The 13,430-nt window shown below is 59.3% G+C and carries 11 protein-coding genes, 4 tRNA genes and 1 pseudogene; 6 read left to right on the top strand and 10 right to left on the bottom strand.

All coding sequences use genetic code 11. The features are described from left to right. Positions 1-98 precede the first annotated feature (98 nt). On the bottom strand, positions 99-290 hold the full coding sequence (locus TU81_RS14600; RefSeq protein ID WP_048395758.1) for a Flp family type IVb pilin: 192 nt from the start codon (positions 288-290) through the stop codon (positions 99-101). 410 nt (positions 291-700) lie between these two features. Between TU81_RS14600 and TU81_RS14595 the strand changes: the two genes are divergently transcribed. Continuing rightward, positions 701-1,567 (top strand): AraC family transcriptional regulator, encoded by an 867-nt coding sequence (locus TU81_RS14595; RefSeq protein ID WP_048395757.1) that lies wholly within the window; start codon positions 701-703, stop codon positions 1,565-1,567. Between the two features lie 61 nt (positions 1,568-1,628). Here TU81_RS14595 and TU81_RS14590 read toward each other — a convergent pair. The 4 genes from TU81_RS14590 to TU81_RS14575 all read right to left on the bottom strand — a co-directional run bounded on the left by TU81_RS14590 (position 1,629) and on the right by TU81_RS14575 (position 2,041). Next, positions 1,629-1,704: transfer RNA gene (locus tag TU81_RS14590), tRNA-Gly, on the bottom strand. 3 nt (positions 1,705-1,707) lie between these two features. Next, positions 1,708-1,783 (bottom strand) — tRNA-Glu (locus TU81_RS14585). 104 nt (positions 1,784-1,887) lie between these two features. After that, a tRNA-Gly gene (locus TU81_RS14580) sits at positions 1,888-1,963 on the bottom strand. 2 nt (positions 1,964-1,965) lie between these two features. Further along, a tRNA-Glu gene (locus TU81_RS14575) sits at positions 1,966-2,041 on the bottom strand. 394 nt (positions 2,042-2,435) lie between these two features. Here TU81_RS14575 and TU81_RS14570 point away from each other — a divergent pair. Next, the gene (locus tag TU81_RS14570; protein WP_038982048.1) at positions 2,436-3,194 is read left to right on the top strand and encodes a hypothetical protein; all 759 of its coding nucleotides are present in this window, start codon (positions 2,436-2,438) and stop codon (positions 3,192-3,194) included. 177 nt (positions 3,195-3,371) lie between these two features. Here TU81_RS14570 and TU81_RS31135 read toward each other — a convergent pair whose 3' ends face one another. The 4 genes and pseudogenes from TU81_RS31135 to TU81_RS14555 form a co-directional block, all read right to left on the bottom strand. Further along, positions 3,372-4,235: a methyl-accepting chemotaxis protein gene (locus tag TU81_RS31135; protein ID WP_390176091.1), complete on the bottom strand. Its 864-nt coding sequence runs from the start codon at positions 4,233-4,235 to the stop codon at positions 3,372-3,374. Next, positions 4,233-4,457 (bottom strand): annotated as a pseudogene (locus TU81_RS31130) (HAMP domain-containing protein); the annotation flags it as partial. The gene TU81_RS31135 and the pseudogene TU81_RS31130, both read right to left, overlap by 3 nt. A 987-nt stretch (positions 4,458-5,444) precedes the next feature. Next, a complete protein-coding gene (locus TU81_RS14560) occupies positions 5,445-6,833 on the bottom strand; it encodes an aminotransferase-like domain-containing protein (protein ID WP_048395755.1) in 1,389 nt (462 codons plus the stop codon). Positions 6,834-7,115: 282 nt separating this feature from the next. Beyond that, complete coding sequence (locus tag TU81_RS14555; protein ID WP_048395753.1) at positions 7,116-7,877, bottom strand: SDR family oxidoreductase; 762 nt, start codon at positions 7,875-7,877, stop codon at positions 7,116-7,118. Between the two features lie 233 nt (positions 7,878-8,110). Here TU81_RS14555 and TU81_RS14550 point away from each other — a divergent pair, with 233 nt between their 5' ends. Next, positions 8,111-9,115, top strand: coding sequence for an NADP-dependent oxidoreductase (locus TU81_RS14550; RefSeq protein WP_038982044.1), 1,005 nt, complete (start codon positions 8,111-8,113; stop codon positions 9,113-9,115). 137 nt (positions 9,116-9,252) lie between these two features. Here TU81_RS14550 and pyrF read toward each other — a convergent pair whose 3' ends face one another. After that, positions 9,253-9,951 (bottom strand): orotidine-5'-phosphate decarboxylase, encoded by a 699-nt coding sequence (pyrF, locus tag TU81_RS14545; RefSeq protein ID WP_007931610.1) that lies wholly within the window; start codon positions 9,949-9,951, stop codon positions 9,253-9,255. Positions 9,952-10,243: 292 nt separating this feature from the next. Between pyrF and TU81_RS14540 the strand changes: the two genes are divergently transcribed. The 3 genes from TU81_RS14540 to xopAW all read left to right on the top strand — a co-directional run bounded on the left by TU81_RS14540 (position 10,244) and on the right by xopAW (position 13,279). Beyond that, positions 10,244-11,002: a response regulator gene (locus tag TU81_RS14540; RefSeq protein WP_038982042.1), complete on the top strand. Its 759-nt coding sequence runs from the start codon at positions 10,244-10,246 to the stop codon at positions 11,000-11,002. Continuing rightward, the gene (locus TU81_RS14535) at positions 11,002-12,054 is read left to right on the top strand and encodes a sensor histidine kinase (protein ID WP_048395749.1); all 1,053 of its coding nucleotides are present in this window, start codon (positions 11,002-11,004) and stop codon (positions 12,052-12,054) included. Before TU81_RS14540 ends, TU81_RS14535 begins: the two co-directional genes overlap by 1 nt. Positions 12,055-12,430: 376 nt before the next feature. Beyond that, positions 12,431-13,279 (top strand): EF-hand domain-containing protein, encoded by an 849-nt coding sequence (xopAW, locus tag TU81_RS14530; RefSeq protein WP_048395747.1) that lies wholly within the window; start codon positions 12,431-12,433, stop codon positions 13,277-13,279. Positions 13,280-13,430: the final 151 nt, after the last annotated feature.

The raw sequence follows: 13,430 nt of genomic DNA, 5'->3' as shown, positions 1-13,430 counted from the left end.
GTGATACAGCTCAGAAAGTACATTGGTGGGGACCGTGCGAAGTCCATTGAGTTGCTCCATGGATGTCGCCGCATCCCCCCCCTCCGTGAGTTGCCCTGTCAGCAGGCAGCACCTTTGACCGCCGCGCAAAGCGCGGTGATTCTGACGTTCACGGCGGTGCCCAAAAGACCGAACATTGTGGCAACGGCCACCGTAATCAGCCCACCGGCCACCGCGTACTCCACAATGGTCAGGCCGTCTTCGTCTTTGGCGAACTTCACTACCGAAGCCTTGATTGTTTGCATGATCATTTTGCCCACCTCACTCGAATGTTGTTTTTTCGGAAGGCAGTGCGTTCTGCTCTGCCTGGATGCAACACTAGTCAGTGGCAAGGCATGGGCGTTAGGAAGATTTTGCACATCACTAGGACTTTTTTGCGGGGGTGCCAAATACGGGTCATTGGCTTTTGAAGACGTATCAAGAGGGGGCAAAACGAGGGATGGCAGGCAAAGGTGATTGGCATTGATTCACAAGCGACGAGCGGTTGATACCGGGTGTTCCAAGCCACGTCAACAAACAGTGCCCTAGACCGGCTTCAGGAAACATATAGAGCGAATAGAGCTAACTTTCGTCTTTCTTATCAGTATTTAGTCTGCAAAGTGATAGCACGTTAGCAATACTACTCAGCGAAGAGCGGCGCTAAGAACCCCAGAGTAGAGACATGACGTCCAATTTGACCAGAAGGCCAGTGCTACTGTGGTTCGATCTGACTCACGATCGTTCCACGAAGGAACTCATCGCGCAGTTCGAGGGTACCTGCGACTGCAAATTGACGAAAAACTCCGTGTTGCCCCACGGGGAACAGGCAGACATGATCTGCATCCATTTCGATCGTCCCGACACCCCTGGCTTGAGGCTGTTGCTAGAGATCAAACGCACCACCCCCACCATCCCGATCACCATGTTCACCGTGCAGCACTCGGAAGAACTGGCTGTCTGGGCCATGCGTTCCAGTGTCTGGGAATACATGGTCCTCCCGCTCTCGACCGCAGAGAAGAAGCGCTATCTGACAGCGGTGGTGCAGCTGTGCGAGTTGCGCCGAAATACCAACGGCCAGGGCCAGACATCACTGATCGATCACTCCCCGACCCTGCCGGACAGCATCCGGCTGACCTCGGGGCACCAAAAACACCAGGCACTGAGCAACGTGATGCTGTACATCGATCAGCACTTTCGGGACAGCATCGATCAGAGAGATTTGGCGAAGCGCTGCGGTATGACGACCTTTCGCTTCAGCCGCCTGTTCAAGGAAGCCAATGGCGTTGGCTTCACGGATTACATCCTGAACAAGCGCATGAGCTTCGCCAAGCAACTGCTCGACAATAGCCAGATGCCTATTACCAGCATCGGCTATGAGGCCGGCTTCAAGGACCCGTCCTACTTCGCTCGCGCCTTCAAGCAGTTCGTCAACTGCACGCCCAGCGAATACCGTTTGACCTGCCAACTTAGAGCCGTAGCAGCACAACCGGCGCTGGAGGATACAACCGCAGAAGTGCTCGAGAGTCTGGTGCAGAGCCTCGGGAGTTGAGCCGGCTTTTTTTCACGCGCATAAAAAAACGCCGCTCAATGAGCGGCGTTTTTTTTGAATTTGGAGCGGGAAACGAGACTCGAACTCGCGACCCCGACCTTGGCAAGGTCGTGCTCTACCAACTGAGCTATTCCCGCAAATGGCGTCCCCTAGGGGACTCGAACCCCTGTTACCGCCGTGAAAGGGCGGTGTCCTAGGCCACTAGACGAAGGGGACACGCTGCCCGGAACACATGGTGTGTGTTTCGGTGCCCAGATCCGCATCCGAAGATTTGGTTCTGGTTTCACTCAGCCCTGCCCGAAAGCAAAGCCGTTTAAAACTGGAGCGGGAAACGAGACTCGAACTCGCGACCCCGACCTTGGCAAGGTCGTGCTCTACCAACTGAGCTATTCCCGCATTGGCGTCCCCTAGGGGACTCGAACCCCTGTTACCGCCGTGAAAGGGCGGTGTCCTAGGCCACTAGACGAAGGGGACACACGTACAACATTCACTCCCTACCGCGTTTCGCTGTGTGCTTTACGCTGTAAGTGGCGCGCATTCTATGGATGGATTGAGGGGTCGTCAACCCCCAGATATAAATTTATTTAAATCAATGACTTCGCCCTGCTTTCAGCAGCGATTCAGGCTTTTCCGTCGCCTGACCCTGGGCGCCTGTATTCTGGCATCCATCAAGACGCTATAGTCCGCGCCGAGATGATGGCAATGTGCACCTCGCACGCTATTTACTTATATATGCAGCAATACGGCCGATACAAGCAGAGCAGTAGCCGATTCAACTCGTCGAGCGGCCCTATGCGCCCAAATGCCAAGCCACTACACTCGACTCGCACGCGAACCCCATAAAGAGGTCTTACCGGTGACACCACTCATGATCACCCTGCTAGTCGTAGCCGGGATCGCACTATTGATCGCCATTGGCTACATGAACCATGTGGTGGAAAACAACAAGCTGGAAAAGGCTCGCACCAAGGTTGAACTCAACGACCGCCTGCGTCGCTGTGGCGAAATCACCGAGACCTTCCCCGGTCAATTGATGACGCCGGCGCTCAAGCTGCTGTTGACCCGTCTGGAACTGAACGTCTGCCAGCGCCTGCTGAACCTGGAAAAAACCGGTGCCACATTAAAGGCACGGATTACCGAGCTGAATGCCTTGGTCGCCCAAGGTGAATCGATCCCGGTCAACAACCCGCCGGCTCCGATCCAGACCGAAGCCAAAGCCAAAGACGTGCGCTTCCTGCTCGAAGCCCTGCATGGCCAGATCACCCGCGCCGCACAGGATGGTTTCCTGCCGCCCAACGAAGCCAAGCGCTGGATCCGCGAGGTCCGCCACATCCTGGTCCTGCTGCACATCGAATTCTTCAACAACCTGGGCCAGCATGCTCTACAACAGAATCAGCCCGGCCAGGCCCGCCTCGCCTTTGAACGCGGTGTGCAATACCTGCGCAAACAACAGGAACCGCAGGTTTACGCAGAACAGCTGGAATACCTGGAGAAACTCCTGGCCCGCGCCAACGCCCAGGTCATGGACAAGATCGCTCCGGTTGAAGGCGAGGTGAACCAACTGACCGAAGGCCTCAAAGACGTCGAGGCTGACGCCGACTGGAAGAAAAAAGCGATCTACGACTGATCATGCAAATGCTGAAAAGCCACCGGGTCAGGTGGCTTTTTTTTGCGTTGGGATTGATGGGTGAGTGCGTCCAGCCGCAAGATCAAAAGATCGCAGCCTGCGGCAGCTCCTACGGGGTGTACGCCCGCCTTTGTAGGAGCTGGCGAAGCCTGCGATCCTTGCTTCTGCTCTTTTCTCCTACAACCTGAAGTGCCCCACCATCCCTTTCAACTCAACCCCCAACTGCGCCAACTCAATACTCGACGCCGCATTGCCCTGCATTGCCAGCGACGACTGATCCGCACTGGCGCGGATACTGGTGACACTGCGATTGATTTCCTCGGCGACTGAACTCTGCTCTTCCGCAGCCGCTGCAATCTGCTGATTCATCTGCTGAATCAACGACACCGCTGCCGCAATGCTCCCTAATGCGCTCTCTGTCTGCAACGCATCGCTCACCGCCAGCTTCACCAACTCGCCGCTGCTCTGAATCTGCTGCACCGACGACTGCGCCGCCGAGCGCAATGCACTGACCAGCCGTTCGATTTCCTCGGTCGATTGCTGGGTTCGCTTGGCCAATGCCCGAACTTCATCGGCCACCACCGCAAAGCCCCTGCCCTGCTCGCCGGCCCGCGCCGCCTCGATGGCCGCATTGAGCGCCAACAGGTTGGTTTGCTCGGCGACGCTTTTGATCACGCTGAGCACCGTGCCAATGTTCTGGATTTCCGCACTGAGGCTCTCGATGCTGGAGCTGGCCGAGGTGGCCGAATCCGCCAACTGTTCAATCCGCGCCATGCTCTGACGCACCACCTGCTGACCGCTTTCGACCTTGCCATCGGCAGTCTGCGCCGCCTGGGCGGCCTCCTCCGCGTTACGTGCGACGTCGTGTACCGTGGCAGTCATCTGATTCATCGCGGTGGCGACCTGCTCGGTTTCTTCCTTCTGGCTGCTGACTTCAAGGTTGGTCTGCTCGGTCACCGCCGACAACGACTGCGCTGAGCTTGCCAGCTGTTCGATACCGGCCTGCAAACCACTGACGATATTGCTGAGCCCTGCGCCCATTTGCTGCATGGCTTGCATCAACTGGCCGATCTCGTCACGACGGGTCACTTCAATCGTTGCACTCAAATCGCCCGCGGCGATCTGCTGAGCGACACGGATCACACTGCGCAACGGCGCGACGATCAACCGGGTGATCACCCACGCAGCAATCAGCCCCACCAACAAGGCCAATGCCGAGGAGCCGATGATCAACAGCGAGTTCTTTTTCAGCTCTGCCTGCATCGACTGGTCTTCGGCAACGTAGGCCTGATCCACCCGCTCCACCACTTGAGCGGCGCGCTGGTGGAGCTGCTCGTAGACGGTCTTTTCCTGCGCCAATAACCCGGTGTACTCGGCGAGTTTTTCACTGAAACCGGCGATGTGACCGGCCACTTCATTGAGAACGGTCTGGTACCCCTCATCCTTGATCGTGGTTTTCAGTTGTTCGGCTTGGGTCAGTGCCTGATCGGCTTGCTCGATCTTGCCCTGCCCGCCGCTGTCGTCGCCCTTGCGGCTCTGGTCCAGGCGTACGCGCGCTTCGTTCATGGCCTGCAACATCAGCCGCGAAACCTGGCTGACCTGATTGGCCTGCTCGATGAACTGCGCGCCGTCCTTGCCCGCGGATTCCTTCAAGGTATAGGCACCATCATCGGCGAGCCCGGCCTGCAGCACGTCCAGGTTATTGGCCACGCTGGACACCGACCAACTGGCCATTTCCAGCGCCAGGTCCTTGGCCTGACTCAGCGAGACGAACTCGTCAAAAGCCTTGCGATAAGCCCCCAGAGATTGCTCGACGTCATTCATGACCGGCACGTTGGCCGCTGACTGGGCCTTGAGCTGGGTCGCCAGAGCGATCAGAGCGTCCACCCCTGCGCGCAAGGCGTCCGCGGTTTTCGGATTACCGTGCAAGGCGTATTCCTGCTCGAGCAGGCGAACCTTGAGCAAACCACTGTTGAGCGACGACATCTGCTTGAGCCCGTCGAAGCGCTGACTGATGGTTTGCAGGGACCATACGCCAATGGCCGCCACCAGGGCCGTCAACAGCAGCACCAGTACAAACCCGACACCCAGTTTTTTCGCCATACCGAGGTTGGCAAAACGTCCTTGCACGGCCGAAATCATTGCGCTTAGTCCCCTGCCATTGTCTGTTGATGCAGATTCGCAACGGGCTTGTGCCAGCACAAGTCTCCGGCGTCGGAATAATGGCAAAAAGCTACGCCCGCGTCGTTTTCAGAACGCTTGAGGTCGATCCCGAGCGGTGGCCTGAAAAAACGCCCGAGCGCGAGGATCACAGGCATAGGCGACGTTGATGCGCTGCCAGTCGTGAGCTTGACCAGTCGGACTGAACGCCGTTGCGCAAGACAGCAGAACACCGAAGCGCCGCGCCTGAGTTCGCACCTGAGCGTAGTCGGACTTGCGCGATCGCGCCCAGATGAACAGGCCACCCGCCGGCTTGCCGAAAACCTCCCACTCCGCGTCTTCGAGCACCTGCAAGGCCGCTTCCCTGCCAATGCTTAAACGCTGGCGCTGACGCAGCACCAATTTGCGATAGGCACCACTGGCCAACAGACAAGCCAGCACCGACTCGCTAAACCGCGAAGCCCCCATGCTGCTGATCATCTTGACCTGCGCCAGTCGCGAAATTACATCGGTACTGGCCACTACAAAGCCAACCCGCAACGAACTGCTGAGGGTTTTGGAGTAGCTGCCGACGTAGATCACGTTGTCATCGATGCCCAGTGCCGCAAGGCGTGTGCCGGGACCGCTGTGAAAATCCGCATAGACGTCGTCTTCGATCACCAGCGCGCCATGGTTTTTGGCCAGTTGCAGGACCTGCTGAGCCACCCCCGTGGTCAAACTGCTGCCTGTGGGGTTGTGATAAAAGCTGTTGATGAACAAGCCACGGGGTTTGTACTTCAACAACAGTGCCTCAAGTGCATCGGTATCTGGCCCGCGAGGGGTTCGTGGCACCTCGATCATGCTGACCCCATGCAGCCTGAGCAAATCAAACAACATCGAATAACCGGGGCTCTCCACCACCACGCAATCGCCCGGTTTGAATAGGGTACGCACAATCAGATCGAGCCCATGACTGGCCCCCGCTGTGGTCAGTATTCGGCTTTCATCCACCTCGATACACAGCTGTTTCAGTCGTTTGAGGATCTGCTGGCGCAAAGCAGGCAGACCCAGCGGCGTGCTGTAATTGAACAACCCGGCCATGTCGGTGCGGCAGACCTGGCGTATGGCGTAGCTCAGGTCGTCAGTCTCGCGCCAGCTTTCGGGTAATCCGCCGCAACCCAGTTTCAGTTCACCGACCAGGCCGCTCTGCTGCTCAACCCCTTCGGACCAGGAAAGATCCCGTTGCCCCTGAACGGCCAGCACCGTTGCCGCGACAAAGAAACCCGCCCCGTTGCGCGTCGCCAGTACACCTTGAGCCACAAGCCGTTCACAGGCCTCGATGACACTGGATTGACTGAGCAGATTTATCCGTGCGATTTGCCGCACGGAAGGCAAACGCGTCCCCGGCGACACCTCGTCGCGACGGAGCCAGTCGGCCAATGCGTCGACGATTTGCTGCACGACAGGCACCAATGCCTGTCGATCGATTCTCAACTCCATGAGCAAGCAAACTCCTGTCCGTTTTGCGGGAAACAGTTAATCACAGGAGCGCTCGAGGGGATGTGCGACAACGCCGCCAAAACCCTCAGATCTAATCATTTGAAACACATTGACCGGCGTCTTCAGGGAACCGGAGCCGATCGATAAAAAAACCTGTGGGAGCGGGCTTGCCCGCGATAGCGGTGTATCAGACAACATTGATGTCGACTGACACGCCCTCATCGCGGGCAAGCCCGCTCCCACATGGATTGCGCTTTGACACGCATTACGCGGCCGGCAGCATTAAAACGCCGTAACCCCACCATCCACCGCCAGCGAATGACCGGTGGTGAATGCCGCGCCATCGCTGCACAGATAGAGCACCGCGCTGGCAATTTCTTCGACTTTGCCAATACGCCCGACCGGGTGCATGGCATTGGCGAACTCGCCCTTCTTCGGGTCCGCTTCATAGGCTCGACGGAACATGTCAGTGTCGATCACCGCCGGGCACACCGCATTCACGCGAATCTTTTTCTTGGCGTATTCGATGGCCGCCGATTTGGTCAGGCCGATCACCGCGTGTTTCGAGGCAGCGTAGATGCTCATCTTCGGCGCAGCGCCCAGGCCGGCGACCGAAGCGGTGTTGACGATCGCGCCGCCGCCCTGGGCCAGCAGCAACGGCAGCTGATACTTCATGCACAGCCAGACGCCTTTGACGTTGACGCCGATGATCGCGTCGAACTCATCGATCGTACCGTCGGCCAGTTTGCCTTTCTCGATTTCGATGCCGGCATTGTTGAAGGCATAGTCGAGACGGCCGTAGGTATTCACCACCTCGTCCATCAGATTTTTTACATCGCCTTCCAGCGTGACGTTGCAGCGCACGAAAGTCGCTTCACCGCCCGCGGTGCGAATCAGCGCCACCGTGCCTTCACCACCGGCCGCGTCCAGATCGGCGACCACCACTTTCAAACCTTCGGCGGCGAATGCCAAAGCGGTCGCGCGGCCAATACCATTGGCCGCGCCTGTCACAACGGCAACCTGGCCAGAAAACGTCATGCTCATTGTTATGTCCTCAGAGGGAATGCAGGGGATCGCGTGTGCCCAGTCTAGTCACAGGGGCGTATGTCACGGCAGCACTATCAGAAGGTCGGTTGGGTACCCATGAGTTGCAGTGATAGAACCGCTGCCGTGACTATCACTGCACTGGATCGATGTGCATTCGCAGCGTCAGCCAACCTTGCAGCATCGCCCATGAAGGTCTATCAACAAGACTTCATTCATCTTGAGTGCCTGTCATGACTACCCAGACCAATCGTCAGTTCCTGCTCGCCAAACGTCCCGTGGGGGCGGCCACCCGTGAGACGTTCACCTATCAAGAAGTACCGGTCGGCGAACCGGCGGCGGGTCAGATCCTGGTCAAGAATGAATACCTGTCCCTGGACCCGGCCATGCGTGGCTGGATGAACGAGGGCAAGTCCTACATCCCTCCGGTCGGCATTGGCGAAGTCATGCGTGCATTGGGCGTAGGCAAAGTCGTCGCTTCAAACAATCCGGGTTTCGCCGTGGGGGACTACGTCAATGGCGCCCTCGGCGTGCAGGATTACTTTCTCGGCGAGCCGCGTGGTTTCTACAAGGTCGATCCGAAACTGGCGCCGCTGCCGCGCTATTTATCCGCGCTGGGCATGACCGGGATGACCGCCTACTTCGCCCTGCTCGATGTTGGCGCGCCGAAAGCCGGCGACACCGTGGTGCTGTCGGGCGCGGCTGGCGCGGTGGGCAGTATTGCCGGGCAGATTGCCAAGATCAAAGGTTGCCGGGTGATCGGCATTGCCGGCGGTGCGGACAAGTGCAAGTTCCTGATCGATGAACTGGGTTTTGACGGTGCCATCGACTACAAAAACGAAGACGTGCAGGCCGGCCTCAAGCGCGAATGCCCGAAAGGCGTCGACGTGTATTTCGATAACGTCGGCGGCGATATTCTCGATGCCGTGCTGAGCCGCCTGAACATGAAGGCGCGGGTGGTGATTTGCGGTGCCATCAGCCAGTACAACAACAAGGAAGCGGTCAAAGGCCCGGCCAACTACCTGTCGCTGCTGGTCAACCGCGCGCGGATGGAAGGCTTTGTGGTGATGGATTACGCCGCGCAGTTCGGCGCTGCCGGGCAGGAAATGGCCGGGTGGATGGCCAAGGGGCAGCTCAAGAGCAAGGAAGATATTGTCGAAGGGCTGGAAACATTCCCGGAGACGCTGATGAAGTTGTTCAGCGGTGAGAATTTCGGGAAGTTGGTGTTGAAGGTTTAACCCGATATCTGAAACGACCACAAACAAATGTGGGAGCGGGCTTGCTCGCGAAAGCGGTGTGTCAGTCAACGATGATGTCGACTGATATACCGCCTTCGCGAGCAAGCCCGCTCCCACATTTGATCTTAAGCGTTTGTTTAAGCGAGTTCGGCCACTACAGCCGCCAACGCCTTCGCCGGATCCGCCGCCTGGCTGATCGGACGACCAATCACCAGATAGTCGGAACCGGCGTCCAGCGCCTGACGCGGGGTAAGGATACGGCGTTGATCGTCCTGGGCACTGCCCGCCGGACGAATCCCCGGGGTCACCAGTTGCAACGACGGGTGAGCGGCTTTCAAGGCCTGGGCTTCCAGGGCCGAGCAGACCAGACCGTCCATCCCGGCTTTTTCCGCCAGCGCGGCCAGGCGCAGCACCTGCTCCTGTGGCTCGATGTCCAGACCGATACCCGCCAGATCCTCACGTTCCATGCTGGTCAGCACGGTCACGCCGATCAACAGCGGTTTCGGGCCGCTGCGCTGATCGAGCACTTCACGGCAGGCGGCCATCATGCGCAGACCGCCGGAGCAGTGCACATTGACCATCCACACGCCCATTTCCGCGGCGGCCTTGACGGCCATGGCGGTGGTGTTCGGAATGTCGTGGAACTTGAGGTCCAGGAACACTTCGAAGCCTTTGTCGCGCAGGGTGCCGACGATTTCCGAGGCGCAACTGGTGAACAGTTCTTTACCGACTTTGACCCGGCACAGCTTCGGGTCCAATTGATCGGCCAGCTTCAGTGCGGCGTCACGGGTAGGGAAATCCAGGGCGACGATGATAGGCGTCTGGCAGGCGGACATGAGTGGGCTCTCAGGCAAGTCGAAATCGGCGCGCATTGTAGCGGAACCAGCGCCGCTGCGGGACCCGATGATCGGTAATTCGTCGTCGCGGCTTAGACAAGACTAGCTGCTGCGGCAATTGTGTCGAGTTCGGTACATACACGACACGCCCACAACACCCTTCAACGCTACCCTCGGCAGCCGCAACAGGTCCTACAGCACTTCCCGCCTCACGGCCGGACGCCTATGCTGAAGCCACAACCTCGCAGCCTATCTTTGTGGTTGGCAGCCTATCTGGCAGATGAACGCACGCATGCACAACTCCCCAGCACCTCTGAACGACGATCAAAAAGCGCCGGCCGACGATAAACGCTGGAGCATTCGCGCCCTGATCGTCGACGATGACGTCCCGATCCGTGAACTGATGATCGACTACCTGGCCCGGTTCAATATCCACGCCAGCGGTGTCACCGATGGCGCCGCCATGCGTCAGGCGCTGCAAGCCGAGCATTTCGACGTGGTGGTGCTCGACCTGATGCTGCCCGGCGAAGACGGCTTGTCGTTGTGCCGCTGGTTGCGCGCAGAATCGGACATCCCGATCCTGATGCTCACCGCCCGCTGCGAACCCACCGACCGGATCATCGGCCTGGAACTGGGCGCCGACGACTACATGGCCAAGCCATTCGAACCGCGGGAACTGGTCGCGCGAATCCAGACGATTCTGCGTCGGGTGCGCGACGACCGCACCGAACAGCGTGCGAATATTCGCTTCGACACCTGGCGCTTGAACAGCGTGCTGCGCCAGTTAATCGCCGCCGATGGCCTGGTGGTGCCGTTGTCCAACGCCGAGTTCCGTTTGCTCTGGGTGTTCATCGAACGTCCGCGCCGGGTACTCAGCCGCGAACAACTGCTGGACGCCGCCCGTGGTCGCTCGATCGAAGCCTTTGACCGCAGCATCGATTTGCTCGTCTCGCGTCTGCGCCAGAAACTCGGTGATGACCCGAAAGCCCCACAACTGATCAAGACCGTTCGCGGCGAGGGTTATCTGTTCGACGCACGAGACATCGGTTGATGCGTGCGCGCTTCGATACGCTGTTCGGCCGCCTGTTTGGCGTGCTGCTGCTGGCGATCGTACTGGCGCACGTGTTGGCGTTCCTCTGGTTCAGGCATTACGGGCCACCGCCTCCCCCTCCTCCGCCGTCGGAATTTTCCGAGCGCTTCGACGGACAACGCCCACCACCGGACCCGCGCTTCGGCAACCGGCCGCCACGGCCGTGGTTCGGTGGGCCGCTGGTGCCGCTGACCTTTCAGTTTGTCTCGCTGATCATCGCCGCCTGGTACGGCGCCAAGCTGCTGACCCGCCCGATTCAACGCCTGAGCGACGCCGCCGAGCGCCTGAGTGAAAATCTCGACAGTCCACCGCTGGATGAGTCGGGGCCACGGGAAGCGCGACAAGCGGCGCACACGTTCAATCTGATGCAGCAACGCATTCTTCAACAAGTGCAGCAGCGCTCGCGGATGCTCGGCGCAGTGTCCCATGACCTGCGCACGCCGCTGTCGCGACTCAAGCTGCGGCTGGAGAAGATCGACGACGACAAGCTGCAAGGCCAGATGCGTCAGGACCTGGACGACATGATCAGCATGCTCGATTCCACCCTCACCTACCTGCACGAACAACGCACCAGCGAGGCGCCACAATGGATGGATGTGCAGGCGTTGGTGGAATCCCTGAGCGAAAACGCCCAGGACCAGGGTTCCAATGTCCAGGCCAGCGGCCATTGCGCGCCGTTGCAGGTTCAGCCGATGGCCTTGCGCTCATGCATCAATAACCTGCTCGACAACGCCTTGCGTTATGCCGGGGACGCGCTGATCACGCTTGAGGACAGCCGCGAGGAACTAGTGATTAAGGTCATCGACCATGGCCCGGGTATCGCGGCGGATAAACGTGAAGCGGTGTTCGAACCGTTCTTTCGCCTGGAAGGTTCGCGTAATCGCAACTCCGGCGGCGTCGGTCTGGGCATGACCATCGCCCGGGAAGCAGCGGAGCGTCTGGGTGGGCAGTTGAGCCTGGAAGAGACCTCCGGGGGAGGCCTGACGGCGGTCATCCGCCTACCCCGTCTCTAAGCCACAACGACTCTCCTGTGGGAGCGGGCTTGCCCGCGATAGCGGTCTGACAGCCAACATCGATGTTGAATGTGCCGGCCTCATCGCGGGCAAGCCCTAATGCCGGTCAGTTAAGCGAATGAACCGCTTTTCGTAGGAGCCAGGCTTGCCGGCGAAGGCGCTCTTAAGGACGCCTTCGCCGGCAAGCCTGGCTCCTACAGGTCCGATTTACCCTTAACTGACTGGCATTAGGGCAAGCCCGCTCCCACAGGATTTGAGCCTGACCAATACTTGTGTGTACCGGACGGTACAAACCCCACATACCCACGACACCTTATCCCTTGAGGCTGCATAAGCCGGTGTACCCACCGGTTTCCCATTCCAAGGAGTGAGCACAATGATCGGTAGTGTCAGTAACTACACGAGCTATACCAGCACCAGCAGCACCTCCACCAACAGTGCCCGCAGCCAGCAATTCCAGAAAGACCTGCTCGCCAAACTCGACAGCAACAGCGATGGCGCAGTGGATCAGGACGAGCTCACGAGCGCTCTGTCGCAGAAAACCGATGACGGCCTGCTGGTCAGCCTGAGCAAAAACTTCAGCGACCTGGACAGCGACGAAAGCGGCAGCCTGAGCAGCGAGGAAATGGCCGCGATGGCCCCTGCGCCACCGCCACCGCGCGATCAGGCGCCAAGCACCGAACTGGCCGATGCGCTGATCAGCGCTTTGGACACTGACGGCGACGGCGCCATCAGCAGCGATGAACTGAGCAACGGCCTGACCAATGCCGGCAGCACGGCCGACAGCGCAGAAATCTTCTCGGCCCTGGACAAGAACGAAGACGGTACCGTCAGCCAGGACGAACTCGTCGCCAGCCTGACCCCACCGCCACCACCACCTCAGCAGGTGTCCAGCGAAGAGCTGTTCAGCCAGCTCGATACCGACAGCGACGGCAGTGTCACAGCCACCGAGCTGAGCAGCGCCCTGGCCAGCGACAGCACCTCGTCGACCAGCACCGACACCAGCGCCGCATTGCTCAAGGTGCTCGATAGCGACAGCAGCGGCGGCGTCAGCAGCGATGAACTGAAAGCCGCCCTGCAAGCCGGTCGCGAGCAGAACACTGACAGCTCCACCGATCAGCTCAACGTGACCGAAGCCCTGAACAAAATGATCGCCAACCTGAGCAAGCAGTACTCGCTCGACAACGTGGCGACCGTGGGCAAATACCTGAACGAGGCGACCTGAGTCGAAAGCTTCGCGGGCAAGCCTCGCTCCTACGGATGTACGTGGCATCAGCGCCCCTATACATCCGTAGGAGCGAGCGGTGCGGCGATCCGACTTGCCCGCGAAGAGGCCCTAAGCCCCAACAAAAAACCAGGGCTGGCGATATTCACCC

The sequence above is a fragment of the Pseudomonas lini genome, from assembly GCF_001042905.1.
In the GTDB taxonomy this organism is placed as follows: Bacteria; Pseudomonadota; Gammaproteobacteria; order Pseudomonadales; family Pseudomonadaceae; genus Aquipseudomonas; species Aquipseudomonas lini.
The sequence above is the reverse complement of the archived record's forward strand: the minus strand, read 5'-3'. Positions and strand labels throughout refer to the sequence as shown.